General features: G+C 41.0%; 35 protein-coding genes. 12 read left to right on the plus strand and 23 right to left on the minus strand.

Annotated features, from left to right (window positions below):
- Positions 1-404: 404 nt before the first annotated feature.
- Positions 405-1,031, minus strand: a complete 627-nt coding sequence (gene cdaS, locus C6348_RS05175; RefSeq protein WP_034660930.1) for a sporulation-specific diadenylate cyclase CdaS — start codon at positions 1,029-1,031, stop codon at positions 405-407.
- 77 nt (positions 1,032-1,108) lie between these two features.
- Here cdaS and C6348_RS19155 point away from each other — a divergent pair, with 77 nt between their 5' ends.
- Together C6348_RS19155 and C6348_RS05180 are read left to right on the plus strand one after the other, a co-directional pair.
- A complete protein-coding gene (locus C6348_RS19155; protein WP_003215647.1) occupies positions 1,109-1,234 on the plus strand; it encodes a hypothetical protein in 126 nt (41 codons plus the stop codon).
- A gap of 58 nt (positions 1,235-1,292) precedes the next feature.
- Positions 1,293-2,654, plus strand: coding sequence for an MATE family efflux transporter (locus C6348_RS05180; RefSeq protein ID WP_106042191.1), 1,362 nt, complete (start codon positions 1,293-1,295; stop codon positions 2,652-2,654).
- A gap of 46 nt (positions 2,655-2,700) precedes the next feature.
- Here the strand turns inward: C6348_RS05180 and bshB2 are convergent, their stop codons facing one another.
- The 4 genes from bshB2 to rarD all read right to left on the minus strand — a co-directional run bounded on the left by bshB2 (position 2,701) and on the right by rarD (position 4,997).
- Positions 2,701-3,366, minus strand: coding sequence for a bacillithiol biosynthesis deacetylase BshB2 (gene bshB2, locus C6348_RS05185; RefSeq protein WP_034660932.1), 666 nt, complete (start codon positions 3,364-3,366; stop codon positions 2,701-2,703).
- Positions 3,367-3,384: 18 nt separating this feature from the next.
- On the minus strand, positions 3,385-3,735 hold the full coding sequence (locus C6348_RS05190; protein ID WP_034660934.1) for a YojF family protein: 351 nt from the start codon (positions 3,733-3,735) through the stop codon (positions 3,385-3,387).
- The gene (locus tag C6348_RS05195; RefSeq protein WP_034660935.1) at positions 3,732-4,013 is read right to left on the minus strand and encodes a hypothetical protein; all 282 of its coding nucleotides are present in this window, start codon (positions 4,011-4,013) and stop codon (positions 3,732-3,734) included. The genes C6348_RS05190 and C6348_RS05195 overlap by 4 nt, the downstream gene beginning before the upstream one ends.
- 78 nt (positions 4,014-4,091) lie before the next feature.
- Complete coding sequence (rarD, locus tag C6348_RS05200) at positions 4,092-4,997, minus strand: EamA family transporter RarD (RefSeq protein WP_095285293.1); 906 nt, start codon at positions 4,995-4,997, stop codon at positions 4,092-4,094.
- Between the two features lie 95 nt (positions 4,998-5,092).
- Here rarD and C6348_RS05205 point away from each other — a divergent pair, with 95 nt between their 5' ends.
- A complete protein-coding gene (locus C6348_RS05205; RefSeq protein ID WP_106039180.1) occupies positions 5,093-5,566 on the plus strand; it encodes an Hsp20/alpha crystallin family protein in 474 nt (157 codons plus the stop codon).
- Between the two features lie 40 nt (positions 5,567-5,606).
- Here the strand turns inward: C6348_RS05205 and C6348_RS05210 are convergent, their stop codons facing one another.
- Positions 5,607-5,825, minus strand: coding sequence for a hypothetical protein (locus C6348_RS05210; RefSeq protein ID WP_024422697.1), 219 nt, complete (start codon positions 5,823-5,825; stop codon positions 5,607-5,609).
- Positions 5,826-5,900: 75 nt separating this feature from the next.
- Positions 5,901-6,233, minus strand: coding sequence for a winged helix-turn-helix transcriptional regulator (locus tag C6348_RS05215; protein WP_034660940.1), 333 nt, complete (start codon positions 6,231-6,233; stop codon positions 5,901-5,903).
- Positions 6,234-6,372: 139 nt separating this feature from the next.
- On the opposite strand from C6348_RS05215, the gene C6348_RS05220 reads away from it, so the two are divergent.
- The 3 genes from C6348_RS05220 to C6348_RS05230 all read left to right on the plus strand — a co-directional run bounded on the left by C6348_RS05220 (position 6,373) and on the right by C6348_RS05230 (position 8,923).
- Positions 6,373-6,990 (plus strand): nitroreductase family protein, encoded by a 618-nt coding sequence (locus tag C6348_RS05220; protein ID WP_034660941.1) that lies wholly within the window; start codon positions 6,373-6,375, stop codon positions 6,988-6,990.
- A 236-nt stretch (positions 6,991-7,226) separates the two neighbouring features.
- Positions 7,227-7,430: a DUF3311 domain-containing protein gene (locus C6348_RS05225; RefSeq protein ID WP_106042193.1), complete on the plus strand. Its 204-nt coding sequence runs from the start codon at positions 7,227-7,229 to the stop codon at positions 7,428-7,430.
- A complete protein-coding gene (locus tag C6348_RS05230; RefSeq protein WP_034660944.1) occupies positions 7,430-8,923 on the plus strand; it encodes a sodium:solute symporter family protein in 1,494 nt (497 codons plus the stop codon). The genes C6348_RS05225 and C6348_RS05230 overlap by 1 nt, the downstream gene beginning before the upstream one ends.
- Positions 8,924-8,964: 41 nt before the next feature.
- Here the strand turns inward: C6348_RS05230 and C6348_RS05235 are convergent, their stop codons facing one another.
- On the minus strand, positions 8,965-10,350 hold the full coding sequence (locus C6348_RS05235; protein WP_034660946.1) for a S41 family peptidase: 1,386 nt from the start codon (positions 10,348-10,350) through the stop codon (positions 8,965-8,967).
- Positions 10,351-10,501: 151 nt separating this feature from the next.
- Between C6348_RS05235 and C6348_RS05240 the strand changes: the two genes are divergently transcribed.
- Together C6348_RS05240 and C6348_RS05245 are read left to right on the plus strand one after the other, a co-directional pair.
- On the plus strand, positions 10,502-11,200 hold the full coding sequence (locus C6348_RS05240; protein WP_060596696.1) for a class I SAM-dependent methyltransferase: 699 nt from the start codon (positions 10,502-10,504) through the stop codon (positions 11,198-11,200).
- 92 nt (positions 11,201-11,292) lie between these two features.
- Positions 11,293-11,544 carry a hypothetical protein gene (locus tag C6348_RS05245; RefSeq protein ID WP_003216113.1) on the plus strand — a complete coding sequence of 84 codons (252 nt, stop codon included), beginning with the start codon at positions 11,293-11,295 and terminating at the stop codon, positions 11,542-11,544.
- Positions 11,545-11,594: 50 nt separating this feature from the next.
- Here C6348_RS05245 and C6348_RS05250 read toward each other — a convergent pair whose 3' ends face one another.
- From C6348_RS05250 to C6348_RS05270, 5 genes are all read right to left on the minus strand, one after another.
- Positions 11,595-12,425: a M15 family metallopeptidase gene (locus C6348_RS05250; protein ID WP_060596558.1), complete on the minus strand. Its 831-nt coding sequence runs from the start codon at positions 12,423-12,425 to the stop codon at positions 11,595-11,597.
- Between the two features lie 69 nt (positions 12,426-12,494).
- Complete coding sequence (gene deoD, locus C6348_RS05255) at positions 12,495-13,190, minus strand: purine-nucleoside phosphorylase (RefSeq protein WP_106042195.1); 696 nt, start codon at positions 13,188-13,190, stop codon at positions 12,495-12,497.
- A 112-nt stretch (positions 13,191-13,302) separates the two neighbouring features.
- Positions 13,303-13,620, minus strand: coding sequence for a YodL domain-containing protein (locus tag C6348_RS05260; RefSeq protein WP_095285295.1), 318 nt, complete (start codon positions 13,618-13,620; stop codon positions 13,303-13,305).
- Positions 13,621-13,674: 54 nt separating this feature from the next.
- Positions 13,675-14,283 (minus strand): phosphatase PAP2 family protein, encoded by a 609-nt coding sequence (locus tag C6348_RS05265; RefSeq protein WP_106039181.1) that lies wholly within the window; start codon positions 14,281-14,283, stop codon positions 13,675-13,677.
- Between the two features lie 50 nt (positions 14,284-14,333).
- A complete protein-coding gene (locus tag C6348_RS05270; RefSeq protein WP_066030762.1) occupies positions 14,334-14,504 on the minus strand; it encodes a YozD family protein in 171 nt (56 codons plus the stop codon).
- Between the two features lie 119 nt (positions 14,505-14,623).
- Between C6348_RS05270 and C6348_RS19160 the strand changes: the two genes are divergently transcribed.
- Positions 14,624-14,758, plus strand: coding sequence for a hypothetical protein (locus C6348_RS19160; protein WP_258182067.1), 135 nt, complete (start codon positions 14,624-14,626; stop codon positions 14,756-14,758).
- Here the strand turns inward: C6348_RS19160 and C6348_RS05275 are convergent.
- The 7 genes from C6348_RS05275 to cgeC form a co-directional block, all read right to left on the minus strand.
- On the minus strand, positions 14,755-15,435 hold the full coding sequence (locus C6348_RS05275; protein ID WP_012010279.1) for a hypothetical protein: 681 nt from the start codon (positions 15,433-15,435) through the stop codon (positions 14,755-14,757). The genes C6348_RS19160 and C6348_RS05275 overlap by 4 nt on opposite strands.
- 144 nt (positions 15,436-15,579) lie before the next feature.
- A complete protein-coding gene (locus tag C6348_RS05280; RefSeq protein ID WP_003215834.1) occupies positions 15,580-15,804 on the minus strand; it encodes a YozE family protein in 225 nt (74 codons plus the stop codon).
- 79 nt (positions 15,805-15,883) lie between these two features.
- Positions 15,884-16,165, minus strand: a complete 282-nt coding sequence (locus tag C6348_RS05285) for a YokU family protein (RefSeq protein WP_080869528.1) — start codon at positions 16,163-16,165, stop codon at positions 15,884-15,886.
- Positions 16,166-16,167: 2 nt separating this feature from the next.
- The gene (gene kamA / locus C6348_RS05290; protein ID WP_034660953.1) at positions 16,168-17,568 is read right to left on the minus strand and encodes a lysine 2,3-aminomutase; all 1,401 of its coding nucleotides are present in this window, start codon (positions 17,566-17,568) and stop codon (positions 16,168-16,170) included.
- Positions 17,569-17,685: 117 nt separating this feature from the next.
- The gene (locus C6348_RS05295) at positions 17,686-19,062 is read right to left on the minus strand and encodes a sigma-54 interaction domain-containing protein (RefSeq protein ID WP_106042197.1); all 1,377 of its coding nucleotides are present in this window, start codon (positions 19,060-19,062) and stop codon (positions 17,686-17,688) included.
- A 158-nt stretch (positions 19,063-19,220) separates the two neighbouring features.
- Entirely contained in the window at positions 19,221-20,516 is a 1,296-nt protein-coding gene (locus C6348_RS05300) for a glycosyltransferase family A protein (protein WP_106042199.1), read from the minus strand.
- Positions 20,517-20,533: 17 nt separating this feature from the next.
- Positions 20,534-20,854 (minus strand): spore maturation protein CgeC, encoded by a 321-nt coding sequence (cgeC, locus tag C6348_RS05305; RefSeq protein ID WP_034660957.1) that lies wholly within the window; start codon positions 20,852-20,854, stop codon positions 20,534-20,536.
- Between the two features lie 207 nt (positions 20,855-21,061).
- Between cgeC and C6348_RS05310 the strand changes: the two genes are divergently transcribed.
- A complete protein-coding gene (locus tag C6348_RS05310) occupies positions 21,062-21,463 on the plus strand; it encodes a hypothetical protein (RefSeq protein ID WP_106031081.1) in 402 nt (133 codons plus the stop codon).
- A 15-nt stretch (positions 21,464-21,478) separates the two neighbouring features.
- Positions 21,479-22,441 carry a CgeB family protein gene (locus C6348_RS05315; RefSeq protein ID WP_106042201.1) on the plus strand — a complete coding sequence of 321 codons (963 nt, stop codon included), beginning with the start codon at positions 21,479-21,481 and terminating at the stop codon, positions 22,439-22,441.
- Between the two features lie 28 nt (positions 22,442-22,469).
- Here C6348_RS05315 and C6348_RS05320 read toward each other — a convergent pair whose 3' ends face one another.
- Positions 22,470-23,192: an acylneuraminate cytidylyltransferase family protein gene (locus C6348_RS05320; protein WP_106042203.1), complete on the minus strand. Its 723-nt coding sequence runs from the start codon at positions 23,190-23,192 to the stop codon at positions 22,470-22,472.
- Between the two features lie 243 nt (positions 23,193-23,435).
- On the opposite strand from C6348_RS05320, the gene C6348_RS05325 reads away from it, so the two are divergent.
- Entirely contained in the window at positions 23,436-24,464 is a 1,029-nt protein-coding gene (locus tag C6348_RS05325) for an SDR family NAD(P)-dependent oxidoreductase (RefSeq protein WP_106042205.1), read from the plus strand.
- A 51-nt stretch (positions 24,465-24,515) separates the two neighbouring features.
- On the opposite strand, the gene msrB is transcribed toward C6348_RS05325, so the two are convergent.
- Both msrB and msrA read right to left on the minus strand, forming a co-directional pair.
- Positions 24,516-24,947: a peptide-methionine (R)-S-oxide reductase MsrB gene (gene msrB, locus C6348_RS05330; protein WP_060596568.1), complete on the minus strand. Its 432-nt coding sequence runs from the start codon at positions 24,945-24,947 to the stop codon at positions 24,516-24,518.
- Entirely contained in the window at positions 24,944-25,480 is a 537-nt protein-coding gene (gene msrA / locus C6348_RS05335; RefSeq protein WP_034660967.1) for a peptide-methionine (S)-S-oxide reductase MsrA, read from the minus strand. The genes msrB and msrA overlap by 4 nt, the downstream gene beginning before the upstream one ends.
- Between the last annotated feature and the right edge of the window lie 80 nt (positions 25,481-25,560).

Genomic DNA, 25,560 nt, shown 5'->3' on the forward strand with positions numbered 1-25,560 from the left:
AGATGAATCTCCGCCTTTCATATTTCATTCAATAAGACTTATGTACTAGTTTTGAGTTTAGCATTTAATGGTTCTGCTTCTCTTGCACTATTTTATCTTTATTTCTATTATATTACTCGACATGTAGACGTTGGGCAATAACAAATAGGCTAAAGCAGCCAACTCAAAATGCTAAAACAAAGCCATATCGTTTCTATCGGCAGTTTGCTGTATTTATAAACATTTTTTAAGGAATTTTTAAGTTGACGTTTAGAAATTTGTCAAAACAAGCACGGTGCTAGTTTCATAGTTCTATTCTACATGACAAATTTTTCTGTATCAAATGACTTTTTACTCAATTGGCTGTTTTTTCTCCTCAAATGAAAAAAAGCATCCTTCCGAATGAAGAATGCAGCGATTCATTTTTATTTCCTTATTTCAGGTTCTTTTACAGTGAGCGGATAAAGGACTCCTTCTTTCGCAAACGACATTTTCCCCGTTTCTTCTGATACGACGAGAACAAGTGCATCGGTCATACCGGAGAGTCCGATCGCAGCCCTGTGTCTTGTCCCGAGAGAAGGACTAACTTTTTTTGAAGTAAGCGGGAGCACATTTGCAGCAGATACGAGTGTATTCTCTTTGACTAAAAGAGCACCATCATGAAGTGGATTTCCTGGGTAGAAAATGCTTTCTATTAATGAAGCACTAATTTTCGCATGAAGATTTGTCCCTTTTTGAATAAAATCCTCAACCTCATCACGCCTTTGAATCACAATAAGTGCCCCGTGTTTTTGTTTTGATAAGTTCTCAATGGCTAACGAAAATTGAGCAAATCCAGGTGTGAATTCTTCCATATACGATTGCAAATAAAACGAGGAAGCCTCTGCGTGCATTTCATTAAACTCATCATGTAATGACTCGAGATCACAAAGTAGACATTGCTCGATCTCATCAAGAGAATCGATAATGTCACTTGCATCCTTCATGATTTTCATCAAGTGTGTTCTCATGTCCACTTTAAATAGCGCTTCTTCATTCGTACGATTGATCATTTGACCTTTTCCCTCCTCCTTTTGTTGTCATAAAATAACAAATTATGCGCATTCTATTGATATGGAGGTGACTTAATATGACCATTCAGAAAGTGATTCAATATGCTTGCAGCATTTTAGGTGTTGTCAGTCTTTCCTTTATTTATGCCCAAATGTTTAAAAAAACGAAGCCATCTAAGAAAAATAATCCGACGGAGAATTGATTTTTTTACATAGCATGATATAATCCTCTCGTTATTTCTGTTCAGAGAGGAACTTATGATGAGAGAAACAAATAGCATTCGAGCTAAGGTGACACTATTTTTAACCATTTTGATTCCGATTTTAATCACTCAAGCGGGTCTTTCGCTTATTACGTTTTTAGACACCGTAATGTCTGGAAAAGTGAGTGCAGAAGACCTTGCGGGTGTTGCGATCGGTTCTAGTATTTGGACACCCGTTTATACAGGACTTGCTGGTATATTAATGGCCGTTACGCCGATTGTCGCTCAGCTGATGGGCGCTGGGCATAAAAAAGATGTTCCCAAGGCTGTCTTTCAGGCGATTTATTTATCCTTTCTTTTAAGTATCGGTGTGATTGCGATTGGTACAATCAGCATCCCTTACGTATTAGGTGGACTTGGACTTGAGCAATCCGTAGAGGATATTGCGCGGCATTTTCTCAGTTTTCTTGCTTTTGGTATCATCCCGCTGTTTGGTTATTCGGTACTCAGGTCATTTATTGATGCATTAGGGAAAACACGTGTGACGATGTTCATCACGTTAACAGCACTTCCTATTAACTTTTCTTTAAACTATGTATTTATTTTTGGGAATTTTGGCTTTCCAAAGCTTGGCGGTGCGGGAGCTGGCCTTGCATCTGCGATGACGTATTGGGCCATTTTCATCATGAGTATTTGTATTGTCATGAAAGCAGAACCATTTGCCTCATTTCGTTTGTTTCAAAAACTGCCTCGAATCAATATCTCCCGTATGGGGCAAATACTGAAAATCGGTCTTCCTATTGGGTTTGCGATCTTTTTTGAAACGAGTATCTTTGCAGCTGTCACGCTGTTAATGGGTCACTTTGATACTGTGACGATTGCAAGTCACCAGGCTGCGATGAACTTTGCTTCTATCTTATATATTTTACCGCTCAGTATCTCAATGGCTTTAACAATTGTCGTTGGGTTTGAAGCCGGTGCCAAGCGGTATAAAGACGCGCAAAACTACAGCTATATCGGAATTGGAACGGCGGTATTATTCTCATTGTGTACGGCGGCACTCATTTTGTTATTTAGACCAGAGATTGCTGGTTTATACACAGCTGAATCGGCTGTTTTACAGTTGACACAGCACTTTTTGATTTATGCGATCTTTTTCCAGCTGTCAGATGCAATTGCTGCACCCATTCAAGGGGCTCTGCGCGGCTATAAAGATGTAAACTATACGCTCATTGCCGCATTTGTTTCTTACTGGGTGATCGGTCTTCCTTCCGGCTATTTGATTGGCACCTATACCTCATTTGGGGCATTTGGCTATTGGGTTGGTCTCATTGCAGGACTTGCCGCTGGTGCCGTCGTCCTCTTTATCCGCCTCAGATTGATTGAAAAACGCTTGCTTCAGCAAGCGCCCAATCACTAAAGACGACACAAAAAAAGCAGCTGATCGATGTCAGCTGCTTTTTTATTTAGTCATTCCATTGGTACGTCCAGAAAATCTCTTCATCGAACCATTTTTGGACGACAGGTTCTTTGTTTTTCAGCTTCTGTTCAAGCTCTCTCAGCATGCCTTCTGTTTGCGTTCTATGCGCTCTCAGTGCATTTAATTTGATATCTGCTACATCTGTAATGTCGATCATAATATCTGCATTTCCCAGCACTTCTTCTCTATTTCTCGTAATGGCCATGCAGTATGTGACAGGACGGTCTTCTTTTTTCTTACGGTAAAGAGCGCGAATAACCGCTTCTCCTGTCGCATCATGATCAGGGTGTACACCGTGTCCTGGATAAAACGTGACAATCAGTGTAGGTTTGACTTCATCAATGATGTTTTCCATCACATCAGCTAAATACTCGTCGTCTTCAAATTCCAATGTTTTATCACGAAGTCCAAGCATACGTAAGTCTGTGATATCCATTTCTTTGCAGGCATTGATTAATTCCTGTTTTCTTAATTCAGGAAGTGTTTCGCGATTGGCATATGTTGGGCTGCCCATATTTCTGCCCATTTCCCCAAGTGTCCCGCATGCATACGTGACTGGGATTCCGCGTTTTCTGCTTTGTGCAATGAGACCTGCAACCCCAAAGGATTCATCATCTGGGTGAGGCAGCATCACTAGTACATGTTCGTTCATGACTCGTCACCCTTTCTTCTACACCTGAAATGGTGTTTCACTAATTTGTAATGAGATCGCTAGTTTTCCGTCTGGCAAGTGCCCTGCTAACAGCAGGCGGCCATGGTCATCAAACACATAATCCGTTAATCCTTCTGCGTAAATCCAGCCATCTTCTGTTTTCATTCCAACACGGTACGGACCTTGTCCTTTTATTTTCGCCTGTGAATAGACGACTTTCGCATTTCGGATATAAGCCACGACCGTCATATTTTGTTCATTTACATGAGCTGAATAAGAACCAGTTGTCGTTTCAAGATGAACGAAAACTGGACGATTTAAAAACGATTCAAGATGTGTTGTGACATCTTCCGTTTGAATTGGTTTCATGAGTGGTTCCTTCCTTCATTTTGAATTAATTCTCGCAGCTTTTTTGTATGTAAGCTGATCAGCTGCAGCTGATGATCATGCTCAAGCTCACTTTCTAATATTCTCTCTACAGCGAGCACATATTTTTGATGGAATGATTTTCTCGCCCGCGGATGAGTGCGCGCATCGCTTAAATCATCACATATCGCCTCGAGTAAAGAAGACATATCATCGACATCAAGCTGACGATTTTTCCATAAAGATTGATAAGCGGCTGCAAGCTCATTGGCAGATGACATGTAATCACCTCTACAGTTTTGGTAACAACTTATTATGACATGATCCGCATTCAAAAAAAAGCAAACTGCTTGTTCCACTTAATGAGAATTCGCTGTTTTTTTCATGCGTAATTGAGAGGTAGTAAATAATAAAATCGCCACCCAGATACAAAGAAACGTCACGATTTTAGCTGAAGATAAATGCTCATGATACACAAATAACCCCAAAAACAGCGTAATCGTCGGTGCAATGTATTGTAAAATGCCCACTTGATAAAGAGGAATTCTTTTTGCGCCTTCAGAGAATAAAAGAAGTGGCACCGCTGTAAAAACCCCTGCAAAGAATAAGAGACCAAGCGATCCGAAGCTGTTAGGATTCATTGTCACCACAGGTTCTTTTAAGAAGAACAATAAGTACACAAGGGCCGCCGGGGCTAAAAGCAGCGTTTCAATTGTCAATCCAATTGCACTCGTGAAGCTCATTCTTTTTTTAATCAATCCATAAAAACCGAAGCTAAAGGCAAGTAATATCGCAACGACAGGAAATGAACCGTACTGTATCGTGGAAAGAATCACCCCAGTGGCGGCAATTAGTATCGCAATGGTTTGTAATTTATTGAGCCGCTCTTTCAAGAAAATGATGCCTAGTAAAACAGAGACAAGCGGATTAATATAATACCCTAAACTAGCTTCTAGCATGAGATGGTGATTGACTGCCCAAATGTACACATACCAGTTAACCGAAATTAAAATAGCAGATAAAAGTAGTGAAAAAAGTGCTTTACCATCCAGCATGAGACCCTTCACTGTCTGCATCGCCGGCCGGACTTGTTTTAAATACAGTAGAATACCGCACATAAAAACAAATGACCATAAAATTCTGTGCGCTAAAATTTCGCCTGACGAAATATGCTCCATCAGTTTCCAATATAAAGGGAATAGTCCCCATAATGTAAAAGATGCTGCCGTATAGAGAACACCTTTTGATTGTTGCTGATCGTTCAATCTAACCATTCCTTTCTAAACCTATCGTATATTATAGCACGCACTCAGGTGAATGGGCATATACTAATTCAGGGCATTTAGAAAGGATGATTTGCATGTTTGACTGGAACCGATTATTCCCTTTTCAAAAGCAATTTTCAAAAGAAGCCTTAAAGAATTCAGACCCTAAAGACGTTGAGCAGTATGTCAATCAAGTGATGGAAAGTGTATTCGGCTCCAATTATCCTGCTCAGTTCCCTTTTCAGGATCCACTCTCTCAACATCAAAAAACGAGAGAAACAGACGTCAAAGGAGAAAAAGAACCCGAAGTGGAAGTGTTCGAAACCACTGATCACGTGTTCGTTAAAATTGAGCTTGCTCGGCCGAACACAGAAAAAGTAAAAATCAAACATACAGCCAACCTGCTGTTTATTGATCATTTTCCTGAGGAAGGCACGCAGAAGAAAGTTGTCCTTCCTGCTGCTGTAAAAAGAAAAGGAACGAAGGCTTCGTATCAGGACGGTATTTTGGAGATTATGTTTTTAAAGCATGATGATCCGGGGATCTCTGAAATCGATATTCCATTATAAAAAGCCTGCTTTCATATAGAAGCAGGCTTACTCTTTTTTCTTAATAGTATGGTGGATATCCGCCGCCATAAGGTGGTGGAGCAGGCGGTGGTGGTGGCGGGTAATATGGACGGGGATAATTAAAAATCGCACTTCCTAAAAATCCGCCAAGCAGTCCGCCGACTAAAGGAGCGCCAAAACCAAAAAACAAAGGGACTCTGGATTCATATGGCGGAATGCCAGGGGCGCCGCCTCGGAAATACGGAGTATGAGGGTACATGCATTTCTCCTCCTTTGTCATGTGCCTAACATCAGCATATTCATCAGGAGTCAAAACGTTTGGGCAAACCTGAAACTAGGCTTGCTCCTTTTTTTCATGAGATTCTGTATACTCCCCTGCCCACCTAGATACCTCATGAAACACATTATTTAGCGCATTTCCTTTTTCAGTTAAACAATAAATGACTTTAACAGGCGTCTCAGGCAGAACAGTTCGCTCTATAATCCTTTCTTGCTCAAGTTCTTTTAAACGCTCTGCGAGCATTTTTTGACTGATAGATGGGATAATGTCCGTCATGTCTTTAAAGCGCTTTGGACCATCAAGCAATACATGAATAATGAGACCATTCCACCTTTTGCCTAGCAGTAAAAAAGCTTGCTGAATGTGTGGACATAATTGAAATTCCATAAATTTCAGCCTTTCTTTTCATGATTGTTTGACAAACTAACGGTATACAATTTAAAATAGCTCTAGTTACAATAAGTAAGTTTCTCACTTTTTTAGTTATTGTACCATACTATTTGCAAAAACGGGAGGAAATATCCATATGGCGACTGATCAAAAAACAATTGACATTTTAAAACAAAGAGCTTCAGTAAAAGAGTATGATACAACTCATGAAATGACAAAAGAAGAGTTAACAGAGCTGCTTGATATCACAACTAAAGCACCATCTGCGTGGAACCTTCAGCATTGGCATTTCACTGTTTTCCATAGTGCTGAATCTAAAGCGAAGTTACTTCCAATCGCTTACAACCAAAAGCAAATCTCACAAGCATCAGCTGTTATTGCTGTACTAGGTGATCTTGAAGCCAATCAAAATGGTGAAAAAATCTACAGTGAGCTGGCAGAACAAGGCTTCATTACTGAAGACATCAAAGAAACATTGATGACTCAAATCAATGGCGCATACCAAAGCGAGCAGTATGCACGTGAAGCTGCGTATTCAAATGCTTCATTAGCTGCTATGCAATTAATGATTGCTGCAAAAGCAATGGGCTATGATACATGCGCAATGGGTGGTTTCAGTAAAGACGCCTTCATCAAAGAATTCAATGTAAGCGGCCGTTATGAGCCAGTCATGTTGATTTCAGTTGGTAAAGCAGCGAAAGAAGCTCATAAAAGCAATCGTTTCGACATCGAACAAGTATCTGATTTCCTTTAAAATTGGCAAGGCCTCAGCTTTCATGCTGAGGCTTTTTTTATTTGGTTTAAATATTATTCCTACATACTTTCTTTTCACTTTACCCCTTTTCACCTTCACCCTTTCTCCTTTTTAAGAATGAAAGCGTTATATTAGTATGATATTCGCCAAAATGATTGTTTTTTCTGAAAATGGTCTTGTGATCTAATCTGACAACTGCTATTATTATGAAATTACAAAAAATTCAGGAGGGAATCATGAATAAAAAATTGATACTGGCACTACTTATAGCGATTCCATTCATCGGACAGCTTGCACTGCTGCCCTTTGCAAATCGTATTCATCCATTTGTGATAGGGCTTCCTTTTTTCCACTTCTGGCTCATACTATGGATTGTTCTCACACCAATCTGCACATTCATCATTTACCGGATGCAACATTCAAATGGAGGAACTGACTAATGCAAGGAAATTTAACAGCTTTATTGATTACTGCAAGTATTATTTTCATCGTCGTGGTCATCGGATTTGCCGCTGGCCGGGATAAATCATCGAGACAGTCAGTAGAGGAATGGTCTGTCGGCGGGAGAAAATTTGGCGGTCTGCTCGTCTGGTTCCTCGTAGGCGCAGATTTATATACCGCTTATACCTTTTTAGGGCTCACTAGTACAGCCTATACAGCTGGAAGTGTCGCTTTTTTCGCTATCCCCTATTCAGTTCTAGCGTATTTTATTGCTTATTTCTTCTTACCAAAGCTATGGACGGTTGCGAAAAATCACAACCTCACAACGCTCGCTGATTATGCACGTGAGCGGTTTGACAGCAAGCTGTTATCCAGTTTGATTGCGATTATTGGAGTACTTATGCTGATTCCTTATATTTGTCTTCAGCTAAGCGGGATTCAAGATACGTTAACTGTCGCTGGTACTAGTTATATTAATGTGAATGCAGTTGTTATTATTTCATTTATTTTAGTCGCACTTTATACATTTTTCAGTGGTATTAAAGGTCCTACATATACAGCCATTATTAAGGATATTCTCGTTTGGGTCATCATGCTGTTTATGGTGGTTTCACTGCCAATCATTCATTTTAACGGCTGGACCCCGATGATGAATACGTTAGCTAAGGAAGCGCCACAGCTTCTGACAATTCCTGACGGCGGTCCTAAAGGCATTTTATGGTTCATTACCGCTTCAGGCGTTTCTGCCCTTGCTTTGTTTATGTGGGCACATGCGGCAACTGGGGTTTTTACAGCCAAAAGTGCAGATGCCATCCGTAAAAACAGTATGTTTTTGCCTCTTTATAACATCGTATTGATTTTGGTCATCTTCCTTGGATTTATTGCCTTTTTAGTCTTACCTGAAGATACAAATCCAAGATTTGCTCTTCTTCATTTAATTCAAACGTCATATGGTGGTGTGATGCAGGGCCTCGCTTATTCAACAATTGCACTGGCTTCCCTCATTCCATGCTCGATCATGGCCATTGGCGCATCGAATTTATTTGCCAATAATTTATACCGTGACTTAATTCATCCGAATGTATCACCAAAAAGATTGACCATCATTACACGTTCAATGGTGTTTATCGTCATCGGACTGGCCCTTTTATTCGGGATGCTCTTCCCAACAGCACTTGTAACGCTTCAGCTCATTGGCGTTTCAGGAATGGTTCAAATTTTCCCAGCCATTGCGATCAGCTTGTTCTGGAAAAAACAATCGAGAGAAGCAACGATTGCGGGGTTAGTTGTTGGCATCATCGTCACCTTTACAGCCAATATCTCACAAGTCACGTTCGGTCTTTATGAAGGTTTTCTCGGTTTACTAGCAAACGTTGTGGTCATCTTGATCTTGAATCCATTCTTCCAAAAGCATGTCACAGACAATTCTGTCATAAATGATCTTTTTGAAAAAGATAACGAAAAAACAGAAGCGACTGTAAACAACGCGTAAACATAAAAAGAGCAGTCCCCCTTATGAGGACTGCTCTTTCTTTATTTCATTTCTTTTTTCAAAACTTCAATGGCTTTTTTCATTTGTGTATCATTGTTCTTTAACTTATCTTGGATCTTTGTCATCAGTACTGTCGTTGTATCTCCTGTCAGAATACCGTCTGTTTTCAGATCGTTGTCTGTTTGGAAGCGTTTGACGATAGACTGGAAAGCTTGATCGTACTCACCATTTGCTTTTGCTTTGTAGCCAAGCGCTTGGAACATTTTTTGAGCCGCTTTGACTTCATCTCCATTGTCATTCAGCTGATACGATTTTTTCGGACTTAAGTATGGCAGCTTTGCATAACTTGGGAGCGATGCTTTGACCTGTGGTTCAATTCCTTTTTTGTGAATCCAAGAACCATCCGGCGTCAGCCACTTGGCAATGGTTAACTTGACGCTAGAACCATCATTATAGCTTTGTGCATTTTGAACAGTTCCTTTACCAAATGTCTTTTCACCAATAATTTTGATACCTGAAGATTGGTGCAGAGCCGCCGCCATGATTTCAGCAGCGCTGGCTGAGCCGCCATTTACAAGAACAACTGCCGGCTGATGAACTTTACGTTCTTTTTCAGCCTTGTACTCTTCTTTCTTCCCTTTTTCTTCAACTTGCATGATGACTTTCCCTTTATCGATAAAGTCATTACTCATTTCAATCGCTTCTGTCATAATGCCGCCTGGATTATCTCTCAGGTCGATGACAAAGCCTTTTGCCCCTTTTTTCTCGAGGTCATCAATGGCTTTATCTAGCTCTTTCGATGTTGTTTCAGCAAAGGACGTAATTTGGATTTCTCCTATTTTGTCTTTTGTGAGTTTTGCATACACCGTTTCAAGCGGAATGGTGTCTCTTGTGATCGTCACATCAACATTGCCCACTCCTTGGCGGTTAAGGTGCAGCTTGACATCCGTTCCTTTTTTCCCTCTAATAAGAGAAACTGCTTTATTGACCGACATGCCTTTTGTGCTTTTCCCATCCACCTTTAAAATACGATCATGAGGTTTCAACCCGGCTTTTTCAGCAGGAGAGCCTTTAATCGGTGCGACAATTAAAATTTGCCCATCCTTCTCTTCTACTTGTGCACCAATTCCTTCAAATGATGATGAAATGGTGTTGTTAAATCCTTCGGCTTCCTCCTGATCCATATATGTAGAGTATGGATCATCAAGTGATGCAATCATTCCTTGAATCGCACCATCTACTAGTTTTTGATCATCCGTTTTTTCGTAATACTCATCTTTTACCTTCGTATACGCCGCCATGAGTTTACTAAACTTCTCGTCTCCTGAGACACTGACAGCCCCTTGTTTTGTGATCACAAATGTAATCGCAGAGGACAGGGCCGCTGTCACCAGAATGGCGATCACGAACTTAAATTGTTTTTTCAAAAAAACACCACCTTTATCTCCTTTCATTATTATCAAGGACGATGCTTCATCCGTCAACCAAAGGATCGAAGTTCTCTTTGAAAAGATAAGCCATTTGACCTTGCATTGCATAATCTTTAAAGAGGAACTTGATAAGGAAAGAAGGGATTTTATGAGTGATTATGTAGAAATGCTTGCCTATTTTGGCGTATCCAGTGCCCATCCTGGCGGAATTGAGTTAACAAAAACGATGCTTGAGCATATAAAATTGACGCCGGATGCACGTATACTGGATGCGGGATGCGGGACAGGACAAACGGCGGCATATTTAGGAAATATCGGTTATCAGGTAGAGGCGATTGATACACACCCTTTGATGATTGAAAAGGCCAACCTGCGATTTGAGCGAGAAGAACTGCCGATCCGCGCATTGCAAGCATCGATTGAACAGCTGCCATTTCCAGATGAAGCGTTCACTCTTCTCATCAGTGAATCTGTTTTAAGCTTCACAAACCTTCCTGCTGCACTTGCTGAGATCAAACGAGTGCTTGCCCCTGGAAGTCAAATGATCGCAAATGAAGCTGTGTTAAAAGCACCCCTTACACCAGAGGAGCTCGCCACCGTACGAGATTTTTACGGGTTCCACTCACTCTTTTCACTTGAAGAATGGAAGGAGCAGCTAAAAGCAGCAGGATTCCATGACTTTCGCATTCTCTCATTTGATGAACACATGGTACAGGAGGAGCCGACAGAAATGGAATTATCTGAACACATCCCGCCTTCTCTTTACGAAACGCTGCAAACACACTACGATCTGATTCAAGCGCACCGGAAGCAGCTAAGCCACATTCTATTTGAATGTACCGTATAAAATGAGCGAATCTCCTATATGTTTTGTCCAAACTCTATGAGGTCTCTCGCATAGGATAAGAGTGAACAGAGTTTGTCATAAGGAGGAAAAATATGGAGCGCTATCAAAAGCTTTGTCAGCAGCACATGGGAAAAGTCGCTAGAATCACAGATCGTAATGGCAGAGTACATGTCGGACGCATTGAGCGGGTGACAAACCGTAAAGTGTATATTCGTCCAGTCGGCGGTTCTCGCGGCGGCTTTGGCTTTGGTTATTACGGAGGGTATTACGGCTGGGGTGCCGCTTATGGCATCGGGCTTGGTTTCATTACAGGTTTCGCATTAGCAGGATTGTTCTTTTTTTAAAAGAAGAATAAAGAAGGCCCCCCGAATAGCTGGGAGGCCTTTTTATTTGATTAGATTTTCTTCACTTTGTTCATGTACTCTTCAAATGTTAAATCGTGATCATGCATCGCTTTTGCTGCTTCTTTTCCAACATAGCGCAGATGCCACGGCTCATATTCATATTTTGTAATATCTTCTTTTCCTTTTGGATAACGAATGATAAAACCATATTTATAGGCGTTTTTAGCCACCCATTTGCCATCAGGTGTTTCACCAAACTTTTCAGAGATGTCAAAGCCGGCACTTTTTGAGGAAATGTCCATGGCAAGACCTGTTTGATGTTCACTTTCGCCTGGTAAAGCTACTGCTTCCTGCGCTTTGTCTTTGCCTTTTAATTTGACTTCACTATCAAAAATGACTTTTTGACGGTCATAGGAGCGATAGCCAGATACTGCAGCCAGCTCGAAGTTTTTCTTTTTCGCATCTTTGAATAACTTCTCAAGTGCTTCCGCTGCTTCTTTACGAATATATCGTTTTTCAATATCCTCTGAAAAAGAGAATTCTACTTTTGGTACAACGAGATCAGAAGGTTTATAGGTTCCTGGTAATGCGTATTCTTTGTTGACAAGAGCTAGCACGTTTGCAGGATTTTGAATGGTTTTCAGCCCACTTACCACCTTGATGTCATTGAAATATTCACTCTTTAATGTCAGCTCTTGATCCGATGAATCTGCTGTATTGTTTGAGTTTTGCTGGGTAGATGAATTTGCTGCGCTCTTTTGTTCGTTTGTTTTGTTCGATTCAGATGTACCGCTTTTTTGATCCAGCAACTGGCAGCCCGATAGTGCGGCTGTCAAACCAAGAATCGATGCGATTGAGAGTATTTTATAGCTTTTCTTCATGACATACCTTCCTTTTGCTCTTCTAAAAAAAATAAAGATGCGCTACATCGTAGCACACCCTTTATACTATTATAAAACAGAGTCTAGTGCAATTAAGATCATTTCGTCAAATGTCGTTTGACGCTCTTCAGCCGTTGTTTCTTCTCCTGTGAGAACATGATCACTCACTGTCAGAATGGATAACGCTTTTCGATCAAATTTTGCTGCAAGCGAATAAAGAGCTGTTGTCTCCATTTCAATCGCTAGGATACCGTATTGAGCCATGAGTTCAAGTGGTTTTTCATTGTAAAATTGGTCTGCTGTAAATACATTACCGACACGTACAGCGACATTTTTTGCTTCTGCTGTATCGTAGGTTTTCTTAAGCAGTCCAAAATCAGCGCAAGGTGCGTAATCAATCGGTCCAAACGCCACACGATTCATTTGTGAGTCTGTTGAAGATGTTTGAGCTAAAATGACATCACGCACGTTGACATCCCTTTTGATAGCCCCGCAAGATCCGACGCGGATTAAGTTTTGAACATCATAGCTTTGAATGAGTTCATTCACATAAATCGAAATAGAAGGTACGCCCATTCCGGTACCTTGTACAGAAACGCGCTTTCCTTTGTAGGTTCCAGTATAACCATACATTCCGCGCACTTCGTTATAGCATTCGACATCTTCTAAATATGTATCTGCAATATATTTCGCACGAAGCGGGTCGCCTGGCAGCAATACCGTTTCTCCAATTTGTCCTTTTTCTGCTCCAATATGTACACTCATTTTTTAGCCTCCACTTACGTTTACTATGTGATTTATCCTATTTAGTATAAACGATTGAGCCTAAAAAAGAAAATACCAGCTGAAGCTCAAGCTGGCATCGTCAATCATCTATTTAACTCATCGTCATCAGTCGTTCACTGCGTTTCCATCCTGCCGGAAAAAGCTGATAATAGCACTTTCCCTTCTTCTTATCATCAATCACAACAATATCACCTGTTGTCATAAACCGTGCATTGTAATCATTAGGGACTGTATCATGTACATTAAATGTCGAGAATGCTTTTTCCAGAACATCCAGGTGTGTTCTGCCGCCAATCTTTGTCCGGTACACAGGCTGATGCCCGCTTGCAGCGCCATATTCAGGTGTCTGATAAATGGTTAAGTGAAATGCTGAAGGTTTCTTTTGAAAAAATCTCAACGTCAATTGCATTCAAATCCCTCCCCTTTTATATAAAATTGGCTGGGGTCTGTCAATTTCCTTCTTCTATTTTTGTCGAATGACAGACAATTTTTCGTCAATCTTTTTACAAATGAGAAATAAAGCAAGTCCTATCGCAAAACCGCCTGCAACATCTGTCAAATAATGAACACCGATATACATTCGGCTGATCCCAATCAAAAGAACACAGAACCCCGTGATCAAGTAGACGATTTTTTGTCTTTCTTTCAGCCATGGAATCATTTCAACTAATAGATAAGCTATAAAAGGATAGATTGTGGCTGCATTCATCGAATGTCCGCTCGGAAAGCTGTAATACGTTTCATTGACAAGATGATCAAAGGCCGGTCGCTCTCTAGCAAACATTCCCTTTAGTTCATGATTGATGGTTTTTTCTGTGAGATATAATAGAAAAAGCATCATGATAGAGTAATAGCGCTTATACATGAATAGTACGACACTAAAAATGAGCATGATTGGGACGAGCAGCGCACTAATGCCAAAGTCCGTCAAAGTCAGCATGACATCATTTAAAAAAGGGAGTCTGATGCTCTCAAACCATAAGATGATCTGGTTGTCCAATTCTTGACCCGCACCAGATACCATGAGCGCAGCAATGGCGCCAAATAAAATCAAAAGAAATAGGATATACACGCGAAAGATTCTCCTCCCTCTCTCTTCAGAATCTCTTCAAAGTATAGTGCCTACCACGCCTCTTCTTCAACTATCATTGCTTTTTTCAGCATATATTCAAACGTAATGTCAGCCAGCTCAAACGTTTCAAGCTCAGCAGGTATGTACCCTCTTTTGACCAGCTCCATGTAGAAGAATTCCGCAATTTCCTCTGTATCAATCACCAAATCTGCTTCTTTCATTACATTCCGCCTCCTTTTTTATGATGTATGAACGACGCCTGTTTTTTATTACAGTTTGTCATAATGGCTCATTCCATACATATAAATGCAGTAAACAAAAAGAAAAGGGGTTTGAGGCAATGAAATGGTTAAGCATATTAGATGGAGAAACGTTTGATCAGGTGATGGGCCGTATCTTGAGGGGATGGTTTTATGTGATTGTTTTTTTCTGCGTGCCTTATTTTTTATTCGTGTTAGGACAAGTCTTTCTTTAACCAAAATGTTCGTGTAAACTTTCCAATATAAAATCCATCATATCCTTGTATTCTGGATCTTCGAAAAATTCGTAGAGAATTTTATAGTCATTATATATATCAAGAAGCTCATCCACTATAGATACAGCGAGGAATTCTAGTGATGCTTCGCTTTCTTGTTTCTCTTCTAGTTGTAATAGAGCCGTTTGAACCATATCTTCTTCCATTTCTTTTGAGGTTTCACCGACGTAATGCACAAAAAGAAGCTGATGAACGAACTGGTCCATCTCATACTTCCTCAGGACAAGCGTTAAGTCTTCCTCTTCTGTTTCCAGCCACTCTCCGTCCTTTAGCCTCGTGAGTTCGTAAATGACATCTTCCCAGCCGTCATCAAGGTATCGCCATATTTCAGTCCGATGGCCAATAATTTTAAATAGCTCTTTTCCGTAATCTTTTACATATACAACATCGCCAATGAGGAACTCATATTCAATGTCCAGCTTTTCTGTATCCACAATCACCCCGTCGTACTCATCGTAAAGCTGAAGTGATGTTTCAAAATAAAGCACCTCATTATGATTGACCTCATACAAATAGTGCTGGTCAATTTGATGGACTTTTGTAATCGTTCCGACTGTGCCGTACATGACAACGACGACAATATCCCCTACTTGATATTTTGGTGCTTTCGCCTTCATTCTGTCTCCCCCTTGCCCGACTTTTGGTCTTAACGTATCGTATGCCGGCGCAAGGAATTCTGCATGGGCAACGACACCATGCAAAACGCCATTTTATTTCTCATAAAAAAACCGCTTCTCCCATCTGGAACAAGCGGTTGTTTGTTATTTTTTTTTGACTTCTACTTCATATTGCTCAAACGCTTCGTCAAATGTTGTCATTGAGCTCAAATAATCGCCATTTAATTCTAAATAGGCACACAGCTCATGATAATCAGTGGACGCTTTCGGGAAGCTGTGATCCTCATAAGCAGCATTTGCAAAATGGCTGATTTCATCTTTCGGTTTTGGATGTCTGTACTTCATTAAATAATGGTAAAACGACTTCACCTGTTTTTCCCTCCGCGACACTCTATTTTGTTGTTATATTATACAGCAATTTGATGACTTGTATAGGCGGAGGTACAACTTATGATGAAAAGTCAAAGTAATTTCGCTTTAATAACCGCTCCATGCTCATTAATTCTTCGTATGAAATTTTTTCTGGAAGTTTTGTCTGATCCACTAAAATTAATTGATCTTCTATCTCTTTGACCGTCTCATCCTTTTGATATAACATGCCGCAGTGCGTGCAGGAAATGGACGGTGTTTCGATGATTTCAATTGATTGTGTGCCAGTGATCAGTTCCCAATAGACTGTTGTCTGCTCTGCGTTTGCTTTGTTTTCCTCACACCAATCACATGTCAGCAAGGTCATTTCTCCTCCTTTACAGTTTGATCTTTTTTGAGCTGTGCTTGATATTTTTTCTCTTTTAATTCATCTCGTTTTTCACGTTTGTTTTTGAGTGTGTCATGCTCAGGATTTGTCTCATATGCTTCTCTTCGTTTCATCCGGCTTAAATTCTCAGGCGTAAACGATTTCGCTTCATCCTGAAATAGTGCGGTAACACCAATTGCCGGTTCTTGTTTCTCTTCATAAATTTCATTAAAATACGCATCTGCCTGCCCTGCGACGTAATGCTCTGGTTCAGGGTAAGAGGTGATCACACCTTCAAAGTTACGAAGGACGACTTTGTCAGGGCTTTGCGATAATAAATAATTTGGCTGTAAGGCGATCTTTCCTCCGCCTCCTGGTGCATCTACAACAAAGCTTGGCACGGCATACCCGCTCGTATGCCCTCTTAAGCCTTCAATGATTTCAAGACCTTTTGATACTGGTGTTCTAAAGTGGCCAATCCCCTCAGATAAATCACATTGATAGATATAATAAGGTCTGACCCGTATCTTCACGAGATCGTGCATCAGCTTCTTCATAATCGGCACACTGTCGTTAATACCTGCAAGGATGACAGCCTGATTACCAACAGGGACGCCGGCATTCACAAGACGTTCGCACGCTTCTTTCGCTTCTTTCGTAATTTCAATGCTTGTATTGAAATGGGTATTCAGCCAAACTGGATGATATTTTTTCAAAATCTCGCACAGCTCATCTGTAATGCGCTGCGGAAAGACGACCGGCGCGCGGGTTCCTATCCGAATGATCTCCACGTGCGGAATGTCTCGTAAGTTTTTCAAAATGTATTCAAGCACTTGATCATTGATTAAGAGCCCATCTCCGCCGGAAATTAACACATCCCGCACCTCAGGTGTTTCTCTAATATATCCAATGGCAGCATCTAACTGCTTTTTTGGCACGCCCATACCGATCTGGCCGGAAAAACGTCTTCTCGTACAATAGCGGCAGTACATGGAGCACTGATTTGTTACAAGAAAGAGCACACGATCTGGGTACCGATGCGTTAACCCCGGGACAGGCGAGTCCTCATCTTCATGCAGCGGGTCTTCCAAGTCATATTTTGTTTTATGCAGCTCCTCAGCGATTGGCACAGATTGCATACGTACTGGGCATCTTGGATCGTCTGGATTCATCAGTGAGGCATAGTAGGGTGTAATGTTGAGTGGAATGGTTTTGGTGGAAATCTTCACCCCTTCTCTTTCCTCTTCTGTTAAGTTCACGATTTTCTCTAAATCTTCAAGCGTTTTCACGGTATGCGTCAGCTGCCAAATCCAGTCGTTCCACTTTTCCTCAGGTACATCCTTCCAAAGCTCAATGTCCTTCCAATGACGCGCCGGTTCATACAGTTTCTGATTCATATCCATTCCCCCTATCAGCATTCACCTTATACTATGCAAGTTATGTGCCAACATGGGAAAATGCCCCTATTCTTTACAAAAGGAGCTTTACCCGTGATATTCAATGGATGGTGGTGCCTATTTTTCGGCATCTGCATATTTCTTCAGTTTATACTGCAGCGTTTGTCGAGGGATTTTTAAGGCTGCGGCGGTTTTTTTAATATTGCCATGATGCTGATTTAAAGCTTCTTGAATCAAAGTTTGTTCAAATGAAGAAACCTGACTTTTTAAGGAGGCGTCGGGTGTTTCTTCCTCGAGCTTCTGCGTACGTAAATGAGCAGGAAGGTATGAAGGAGTGATGTCTTCCGCTTCCTTTGGCATCATCAATACGGCATGCTCAATGGTATGTTTTAATTCTCTGACGTTTCCCGGCCAGTGGTGAGCCATAAACAATTGTTCCGTTTCTTCAGAAAGGCGTTTGACGTTTTTTGAAAACTGCTGATGATAGGTTTGAATGAAATGGCGGGAAAGCAGCGGGATGTCTTGCTTTCTCTCACGAAGCGGCGGGATATGAAAAGATGACACATGCAGTCTATAAAATAAGTCTTCTCTTAAAATTTGCTTTTTCACTGCTTCAAATGGGTCCATATTGAGTGCAGTAATGAGTCTTACATCCACTTGAATCGCTTTTGCATCCCCAATGCGGCGCACAACACCATCCTCTAACACACGTAATAATTTCGTCTGCAGCGTGAGCGGCATCGCTTGCAGTTCATCAAGAAAAAGCGTGCCTCCATCAGCCAATTCAAAGAGCCCCTTGCGATCAATTGCGCCCGTATAGCTCCCTTTGACTGATCCGAATAATAGGCTCTCAAGTAGCGATTCTGGAAGTGCTGCACAGTTTTGCGGAATGAACACTTGGTTTTTCCGGTCAGATTCATGAACAATGGCTTGAACGAGCACTTCTTTCCCTGTCCCTGTTTCCCCGTAGACAACAACTGATGACGGATAAGCAGCTGCATTTTTTGCCTTTTCAAGCATTTCTTTTAAGAACGGGTCATTTGTTAAAAATGAAGCAAAATCATGCATTTGTTCTGCCCCAGCCACATCGTGTATCCGTTTTTTTTGATCTAAACGATTTGAAAGGGCTGACAGCTTCGATACATCTTTTGCGACTTCGACCGCGCCTATTAGCTTGCTTTCTTCAATAATGGGCAATGTCGTGTTGACGGTTTCAATTCTTTCTCCGTTTTTATTCAAATAGGTTTGCAGCGAATGATAAATGGGCTTCCCAGTTCTCAAAACATGCATAAGCGTACTTGTTTTTTCTGTTAAAGAGGGATACACCTCAAGGATGTACTTGCCAATCACCTCTTCTTTTTGTAAACAGTCAAACTTAGCGGCATTATGATTGTAAAAGATCGTCATGCCTTGATCATCTACAACATGAATGGCTTCATCAATGGCTTCTAAAATTAATTCAAACCAATCCGCTCTTTCGACAACTTTCCCCATTCTTTCCCCCTCACTTTCAGTGCCAAAAAACCGGCGTCTATTGCCGGATTTTCAGCGGCTTGATCATCTTCATCACACGTTCTCCTGTCCTTTCATGTTTCGCTTTTTCCTTGCAACTTCCTGCTTTTTTTGTCTATAGCGTCAAAAAAGCACCCCTCTTATGAGGAGTGCTTTCGCCCTGATGTTTGATAAAGAGACATATCAAATTCTTGCAGCGATTCGATATACAGCGGCACTATCGGCTTTCCTTCTTGAAATAACGTAAATTGGGAAGGGTATAAATTAATTGGCTGATGATAAAAAGCAAATCGCTTCACGACATCAGGATCAATACGGTAAAAGGTATGATGCATCAGTAAATAGACATCTTGTTTCCATTTAAACAGCCGCCTGTTTGGCGGACTAAATACTGGAGAAACTTGAATCATGCCGCCATCTTCAAACATCTGAAGCCGTTCATTTGAAATCGTATAGATCTCCTTAGGGTGAAACTGAAAATATTGCACGTCACGTTTTGCAGCAAATCGCCTTTTTTTCTGATCTTCAATATAATAGAACGTTTTCCCATGATCTGCCGTGACAACTGTATAATTTGGTACTGCCAGCATGTCTTTCATCTCATATTTCATCGCACATAACGATGGCACCCGAATTGCGCGCCTGTTTTTTTCGTTCACCCAGCACCTTTCAATTTCATGAAGATTGCCGCCTGCGATTTGGTAGTAATCCCCTTCCTTTTCAATCACCGTTCCGTCAATGAGATCATACGGCATACTCGAAAACAGATGATGAAAGGAATGAGGGGTTTTATACGTTGTATCAAGTACATCTCTTAATGGAAAAAACGCGGCAAATTGATTCAGCCTCATCCAAAAAACAGAATCTGCATGATGCCAGTGTTTAGGCTCATCAGCCCAATATTGTCCGTATTTTTCATGAATTAGCGGAAGCAAACGCCTTCTGTGCATGACCGAACAATGATCCACTTGAAAGGACGCATGCTCCAAGATTTGTTCTGCTTCACGGACAAAGCTCATGGTCTCAACTAAATGCTTATCAACATGCACGACCCGCTGCGAGGAATACACGATATCGATATGAGGCTTCGACTGAAAAACATCCACCATTTTCTGCAAACGATCTTGATGATACACAGTATCATCTGTTAAATAACAAATGAGCTGACCTGTTATACGGGTTAGCGCTTCATTAATAAGCGTCGCATACCGTACGGTTAACAGCCGTTTTGCAGGATGAACCGTGCGTGAATACAGATGAATGCGTTCATCGTCTAAATAGGGCTGGATCTTTTGGAGGGTGCCTTGTTCTGAGCCATCATCCATAATCAGAAGCTCCCAATTTGAATACGTTTGTTCCACCATACTCTTTAGCACACGATCAATGAAATCAGGTTTATTGTAGCTTGTTAAAATTACCGATACTTTCATGATCATTATCCTTTTTAATTAGATTAAAAAGCCCCCCAGCTGACAATGTTCACGTAAGGAACATTCACTCTTAGCTGATTTGTCACGTTTTTAAAGACCGCTACTGTATCAAAGAGCTGCACAACAACTACGTTTTGAAGGACCTCTCCATTGACTAAATGAACACGTGGCAGCGGAATGCCAAGCTCAAGCCATGGACGAAGTAATTCTTTGATGTCTGACACACTCTCTTCCTCACTTTCTTCTAAAAGACGAAGAAGAAGTAAAATCAAGATGACTTCAAGTACTCCTTCTGCTTCTAGTAATTCTTCGTTCCAACCATTTAATAATTGTTCAAATTCCATTCATAATCCCTCTCTCTTCACATTTAATCTTTACTAGAGTATGAGAATCACTTCATTTAGCCTCAGCATTTGAAAACATTTTTAAAAATGTGTGAAGTAATTAAATGAAAAAAAGAACAAAGAATCAGCGTTCTGCTTATACCAAAAAAAGTGAACGGCATATACATAGGGGTGAGTTTGAATTGATGAAGAAAGGATGGGGAAAAAATGAGCGACAAGCGTGCCGAATTAAAAAAAGAACTATTGAAAGTGTTTTTCAAACCACTTACTCGTGCATTAACAGTTAATCTTGAAGAAGGAGGAGTTCAAATGGAAGAAAAATTGAACAATTTATTAAGTGAAGTGGCAGCTGAGGCATCACCTTCAGATTCTGCTACAACACTCGATGTTTCGCAGCCAGCAAGATGGATTTTTGCAAGACTTGCACCAGGAACCGTCATCAGCATTGTCACTGACTCAGGAGATTTAATCGGGCCAGTTCAATTCGTAGCATTCAATGCTTCAACGGGTGTTGTATTTGTTACACAAGAAAGCTCAGTTACACCAACAGGCTCTGCAACGACTTTATTAGATGTAGATAAAGTTGAAAGTGTTACGTTCACATCTTAATGTGAGAGGGCCATCATGAAGGTTCTTTATATCAGCTCTGGCTACGGTGGAATCTATCACATGTTTGATCAATGGGTAGAAGAGAGCTTCATTGATTCCCCCTTTTCATGTGTAAAAATTGATCGAGAATCTCTACCCGCTCACATGCACAAAATCCGGACATTTTCTCCGGATTTTGTTTTTATGATGATCGGTGATCATGTTCCGAGCGAAGTGCTTCATCAATTCAAACAAGAAAAGATCCCGATCGTTTTGTGGATGACAGAAGATCCCTTTTATACAGATGTGTCAGCTGCTTGCACGCGTGATGCGCGGCTCATATTAACGATTGATGAAGGAGCTTTGCCATTTTACAAACAATTGGGCATAGGTCACACCCACTACTTTCCCATTCCGGCAAATACACGTGTTTTTCAAAAAAACGAATCGCCTGAAGAGATGTGCAACTATGACATTGCACTCGCCGGCTACCCTTATCCCAACCGCATCAAAGCCATTGATACACTCTTACAACAGAACAAATGGCGGATTCTCGTTGCAGGTAAGGAATGGCATCGTCATTTAAATAAGTCACGAAGACATTATCGAGATCTCACACTAGTGACCAATTGGCTGAGCCCTCAGCAAATGGCGGACATCTATCAGCAATCAGCGATTGTTCTTAACCCGCACAGGCCGGCTCAGTTTGCCTATAATAAAAACAAAGCCATGATTCAAAATGTAAGCCTGAACAACAGAGCGTTTGATATCGCTGCAGCTGAAAGCTTTCAATTGACGGATCTACAACCGCCGCAAGCTTTTTCAAGCTTCGTTTTTTATAAAGATGAGGACGATTTGCTGGAACAGGTTGAATATTATGGATCAAATGCCGAGAAAAGAAAAGCGATCGCACGAAACAATTACGAACAAGTCGTTCCCTGGAATACATTTGAGACATTTCCACACAGGCTTTATGAGATCGTAAAAAGCGCCCTATGACCGGGCGCTTTTCTCGTTGAAATTCATCTTATGCATAACCCTCCGCATCTCGGCGAGCCAATAAGACTTTCTCCGCTTTCTCAAGGTCTTCCTCCTGTTTCACCACGAGTGATTTTTGGCGATCCATGATATACGCTCCAACAGATCCTTCTAAAAAGGAATGAATGCATTCTTTTGCATATGGAACATGAAAAGCATACACTGCTCCATTTAAACGGCCATACGTATATGGCTGCTCATGCTTTGGCATGAAAAAGTAGTGATTGTCCTTATATAAAGTTGCTTCATTATTCTCATGCAGTGTCCATGTTTCATTTGGGTTTTCTAGCGCCTCTGTAAAAGATGCCATGCAGTCATAACTCCCTTCTACTAGAAGCTGCAAGCACTTCTCAATATCTTCCGGCTCTCTTAAAGGAGACGATGGATGCAAATATAGAACAATATCAAAGGTCTTCCCCTCACGCTCTAAATAAGCAAGCGCATGCTTCACAGCTATGAGTGACGGTGTTTGTTCCGTTACATGCGTGTCTGGCAGTTCAATCACATGGGCTCCGTAGTGAGATGAAATGATTTGAGTATTGACATCCTCTGTAGAGACGATGACTTCATCTAACTCAATCATTTGCAGTAACGGCTGAATGGTCCAATAGATGAGCGGCCGCTCCGCCAATACGCGAATGTGTTCATCGTGCTGATCGTGCCTACTTCTAAAAGCTGGTATCAAGGCTAAAATACGATTTCCCCTATACATGTATTCCCTTCTCCCCTCGCGCAAAGCTCTCTTCATTTTCATCCGAGCTGATCGCAGTACTGAAGTGTTCAGGTCTCTCGTTTTTCTACTTGTTCTCTTATTTCTCCATATTCTATTAAGACGTCAAGCAGATGGTTATAATTTGTTCACCTAATTTATATAGAAAGTGGTTCTTTTCCTCAAACGGATGCCGCTCTTTCACATATGATGCAAAGTAGAGAAATGAGAGTTGGGGGATTAGATATGTCCAAAAAGATAGAAACGAGTTTGAAGGCTTTTTTTCGTGACAAAACGATATTAGTCACAGGCGGTACGGGTTCGATCGGCCGTCAAATTGTGAAAAAATTAACATCATGCTCTCCAAAGAAGATTATCGTCTTCAGCAAAGATGACAGCAAACAATACATGATGAAAAATGAGTATGCAGATCATCCAGAAGTTGCATTCGCTTTAGGAGATGTACGAGATGCAAGCCGCGTGAGACAGCTCGTCAAAGGCGTTGATATCATCTTTCATGCAGCCGCCTTAAAACAAGTACCCACTTGTGAAGACAATCCGTTTGAAGCCGTGCAAACGAATATTATCGGAGGGCAGCACGTCATTGAAGCCGCAATCGAACATGAAGTCAGTCATGTTGTCAACATATCAACTGACAAAGCGGTTTCTCCGACAAATGCCATGGGTGCAACAAAATTAATTTCAGAAAAACTATTTTTCCAAGCAAACGAAAGTATTCCGAATCAAAAAACGATGTTTTGCTCTGTGCGTTTTGGCAATGTGCTTGGATCAAGAGGTTCAGTCATTCCCATCATGCTCCAGCAGCTGTTAAATGAAAAACCTTTGACCGTAACTGACCCTAATATGACACGTTTTTTTATGTCCATCGAAGAGGCTGTCTCCCTCACACTTCAAGCAGCGATCATGATGAAAGGCGGCGAAACGTTCATTCTCAAGATGGAGTCATTACAGCTTGCTGATCTCTTAAAAGCGTTTCATGAATATGCCACTCAAATCAATGTCGCATCCCCGGATATTCTCGTTGTTGGGAAAAGACCTGGAGAAAAGCTTCACGAAGAGCTCACATTTCAGCACGAAGCAGATGCACTATTTGAGCATGAACAATTTTATGCCATTTTACCAAGACCACAACTGCACGCTGACTTTCAAAAAGTCGACTTAACCAATTACACATCAAATGAAGCGCCTCTCATTACAAAAGAAAAGCTATTCCACATCATTGAACAATTACATCACACGCATCATAAAAAATAAAAAATCGTCACACGGAAGCAGATGCCTTCCATGTGACGATTTTTAAATAGATCAATCAAATAGATGTTTCAAATCCCCATAGCCTTCTTTTTCAAGATCATCTTTTGGGATAAACTTCAAAGCGGCTGAGTTAATACAATACCGAAGACCATTTGGTCCTGGACCATCAGGAAAGACATGACCTAGATGAGAATCAGCTGTTTTGCTGCGCACCTCTGTCCGCACCATCCCATGGCTCGTATCCACCTTCTCCGCTACTTCCTCATCTTCAAGCGGCTTTGTGAAACTCGGCCAGCCGCAATGGGCATCAAACTTATCTAAAGATGAAAAAAGCGGCTTGCCTGAAATGATATCCACATAAATGCCTTCTTCTTTGTGATCCCAGAATTCATTTTGAAATGGCGGCTCAGTGCCATTATTTTGCGTGACTTCGTACTGCATTCGGTTTAATTCTTTCAGACGCTTTTCTTTTTCGTTTGTCATGATTTATCACTCCAATGGGACTCAATAAAACCCGCTCTGCCCGAACCGACATGATATCGTTCGTAGTGCATTTTGTTCTTTTTATAATAATGCTGATGATATTCCTCTGCGGGATAAAAAGGACCAGCATCTAAAATTTCTGTCACAATTGGCTTTTGGAAAGTGCCGCTTTCGTTCAGCTTCTCTTTCGATGCTTCTGCAAGCTTTCTCTGCTCGTCATGATGAACATAAATACCTGTGCGGTAGGACTCTCCTCTATCACCAAATTGCCCTCCATCATCTGTTGGGTCTATTTGCTGCCAATACAGTTCTAATAGCTTTTCATACGGGAAAACGTCTGGATCAAACGTGATTTGAACCGCTTCTCTATGTCCCGTTGTATTTGTACATACTTCCTCATAGGTCGGATTCACTGTATGTCCGCCAGTATACCCTGATTCAACTTTGATAATGCCCGGCTGTTCATCAAAAGGTTTAACCATACACCAGAAGCAGCCTCCTGCAAATGTGGCTAATTCTTGTTTTTCAGACATATTAGTGCCCCCTTCATTTAAAAAATGGTATCATCATATTATAACATGATGAAAAATAATGAAAATGATACGACTTGTAT

Origin of the sequence: Bacillus sp. YBWC18 (assembly GCF_002998775.1) — a bacterium.
In the GTDB taxonomy this organism is placed as follows: domain Bacteria; phylum Bacillota; class Bacilli; order Bacillales; family Bacillaceae; genus Bacillus.

What these genes read in the sequence shown, in the direction of transcription:
- C6348_RS05250 (WP_060596558.1), bottom strand. Translation starts at nt 12,425, where the DNA reads ATGAAGAAAAGCTATAAAATACTCTCAATCGCATCGATTCTTGGTTTG.
- cdaS (WP_034660930.1), bottom strand. Translation starts at nt 1,031, where the DNA reads ATGATCAATCGTACGAATGAAGAAGCGCTATTTAAAGTGGACATGAGA.
- msrA (WP_034660967.1), bottom strand. Translation starts at nt 25,480, where the DNA reads ATGTCTGAAAAACAAGAATTAGCCACATTTGCAGGAGGCTGCTTCTGG.
- C6348_RS05245 (WP_003216113.1), top strand. Translation starts at nt 11,293, where the DNA reads ATGGAGCGCTATCAAAAGCTTTGTCAGCAGCACATGGGAAAAGTCGCT.
- C6348_RS05260 (WP_095285295.1), bottom strand. Translation starts at nt 13,620, where the DNA reads ATGCAATTGACGTTGAGATTTTTTCAAAAGAAACCTTCAGCATTTCAC.
- C6348_RS05225 (WP_106042193.1), top strand. Translation starts at nt 7,227, where the DNA reads ATGAATAAAAAATTGATACTGGCACTACTTATAGCGATTCCATTCATC.
- C6348_RS05210 (WP_024422697.1), bottom strand. Translation starts at nt 5,825, where the DNA reads ATGTACCCTCATACTCCGTATTTCCGAGGCGGCGCCCCTGGCATTCCG.
- C6348_RS05195 (WP_034660935.1), bottom strand. Translation starts at nt 4,013, where the DNA reads ATGTCATCTGCCAATGAGCTTGCAGCCGCTTATCAATCTTTATGGAAA.
- C6348_RS05300 (WP_106042199.1), bottom strand. Translation starts at nt 20,516, where the DNA reads ATGATCATGAAAGTATCGGTAATTTTAACAAGCTACAATAAACCTGAT.
- C6348_RS05295 (WP_106042197.1), bottom strand. Translation starts at nt 19,062, where the DNA reads ATGGGGAAAGTTGTCGAAAGAGCGGATTGGTTTGAATTAATTTTAGAA.
- C6348_RS05310 (WP_106031081.1), top strand. Translation starts at nt 21,062, where the DNA reads ATGAGCGACAAGCGTGCCGAATTAAAAAAAGAACTATTGAAAGTGTTT.
- C6348_RS19160 (WP_258182067.1), top strand. Translation starts at nt 14,624, where the DNA reads ATGAAATGGTTAAGCATATTAGATGGAGAAACGTTTGATCAGGTGATG.
- C6348_RS05315 (WP_106042201.1), top strand. Translation starts at nt 21,479, where the DNA reads ATGAAGGTTCTTTATATCAGCTCTGGCTACGGTGGAATCTATCACATG.
- C6348_RS19155 (WP_003215647.1), top strand. Translation starts at nt 1,109, where the DNA reads ATGACCATTCAGAAAGTGATTCAATATGCTTGCAGCATTTTAGGTGTT.
- bshB2 (WP_034660932.1), bottom strand. Translation starts at nt 3,366, where the DNA reads ATGAACGAACATGTACTAGTGATGCTGCCTCACCCAGATGATGAATCC.
- C6348_RS05320 (WP_106042203.1), bottom strand. Translation starts at nt 23,192, where the DNA reads ATGTATAGGGGAAATCGTATTTTAGCCTTGATACCAGCTTTTAGAAGT.
- C6348_RS05325 (WP_106042205.1), top strand. Translation starts at nt 23,436, where the DNA reads ATGTCCAAAAAGATAGAAACGAGTTTGAAGGCTTTTTTTCGTGACAAA.
- C6348_RS05205 (WP_106039180.1), top strand. Translation starts at nt 5,093, where the DNA reads ATGTTTGACTGGAACCGATTATTCCCTTTTCAAAAGCAATTTTCAAAA.
- C6348_RS05270 (WP_066030762.1), bottom strand. Translation starts at nt 14,504, where the DNA reads ATGAAAGAAGCAGATTTGGTGATTGATACAGAGGAAATTGCGGAATTC.
- C6348_RS05180 (WP_106042191.1), top strand. Translation starts at nt 1,293, where the DNA reads ATGAGAGAAACAAATAGCATTCGAGCTAAGGTGACACTATTTTTAACC.
- C6348_RS05275 (WP_012010279.1), bottom strand. Translation starts at nt 15,435, where the DNA reads ATGAAGGCGAAAGCACCAAAATATCAAGTAGGGGATATTGTCGTCGTT.
- C6348_RS05240 (WP_060596696.1), top strand. Translation starts at nt 10,502, where the DNA reads ATGAGTGATTATGTAGAAATGCTTGCCTATTTTGGCGTATCCAGTGCC.
- C6348_RS05190 (WP_034660934.1), bottom strand. Translation starts at nt 3,735, where the DNA reads ATGAAACCAATTCAAACGGAAGATGTCACAACACATCTTGAATCGTTT.
- C6348_RS05215 (WP_034660940.1), bottom strand. Translation starts at nt 6,233, where the DNA reads ATGGAATTTCAATTATGTCCACACATTCAGCAAGCTTTTTTACTGCTA.
- C6348_RS05230 (WP_034660944.1), top strand. Translation starts at nt 7,430, where the DNA reads ATGCAAGGAAATTTAACAGCTTTATTGATTACTGCAAGTATTATTTTC.
- deoD (WP_106042195.1), bottom strand. Translation starts at nt 13,190, where the DNA reads ATGAGTGTACATATTGGAGCAGAAAAAGGACAAATTGGAGAAACGGTA.
- C6348_RS05220 (WP_034660941.1), top strand. Translation starts at nt 6,373, where the DNA reads ATGGCGACTGATCAAAAAACAATTGACATTTTAAAACAAAGAGCTTCA.
- msrB (WP_060596568.1), bottom strand. Translation starts at nt 24,947, where the DNA reads ATGACAAACGAAAAAGAAAAGCGTCTGAAAGAATTAAACCGAATGCAG.
- kamA (WP_034660953.1), bottom strand. Translation starts at nt 17,568, where the DNA reads ATGAATCAGAAACTGTATGAACCGGCGCGTCATTGGAAGGACATTGAG.
- cgeC (WP_034660957.1), bottom strand. Translation starts at nt 20,854, where the DNA reads ATGGAATTTGAACAATTATTAAATGGTTGGAACGAAGAATTACTAGAA.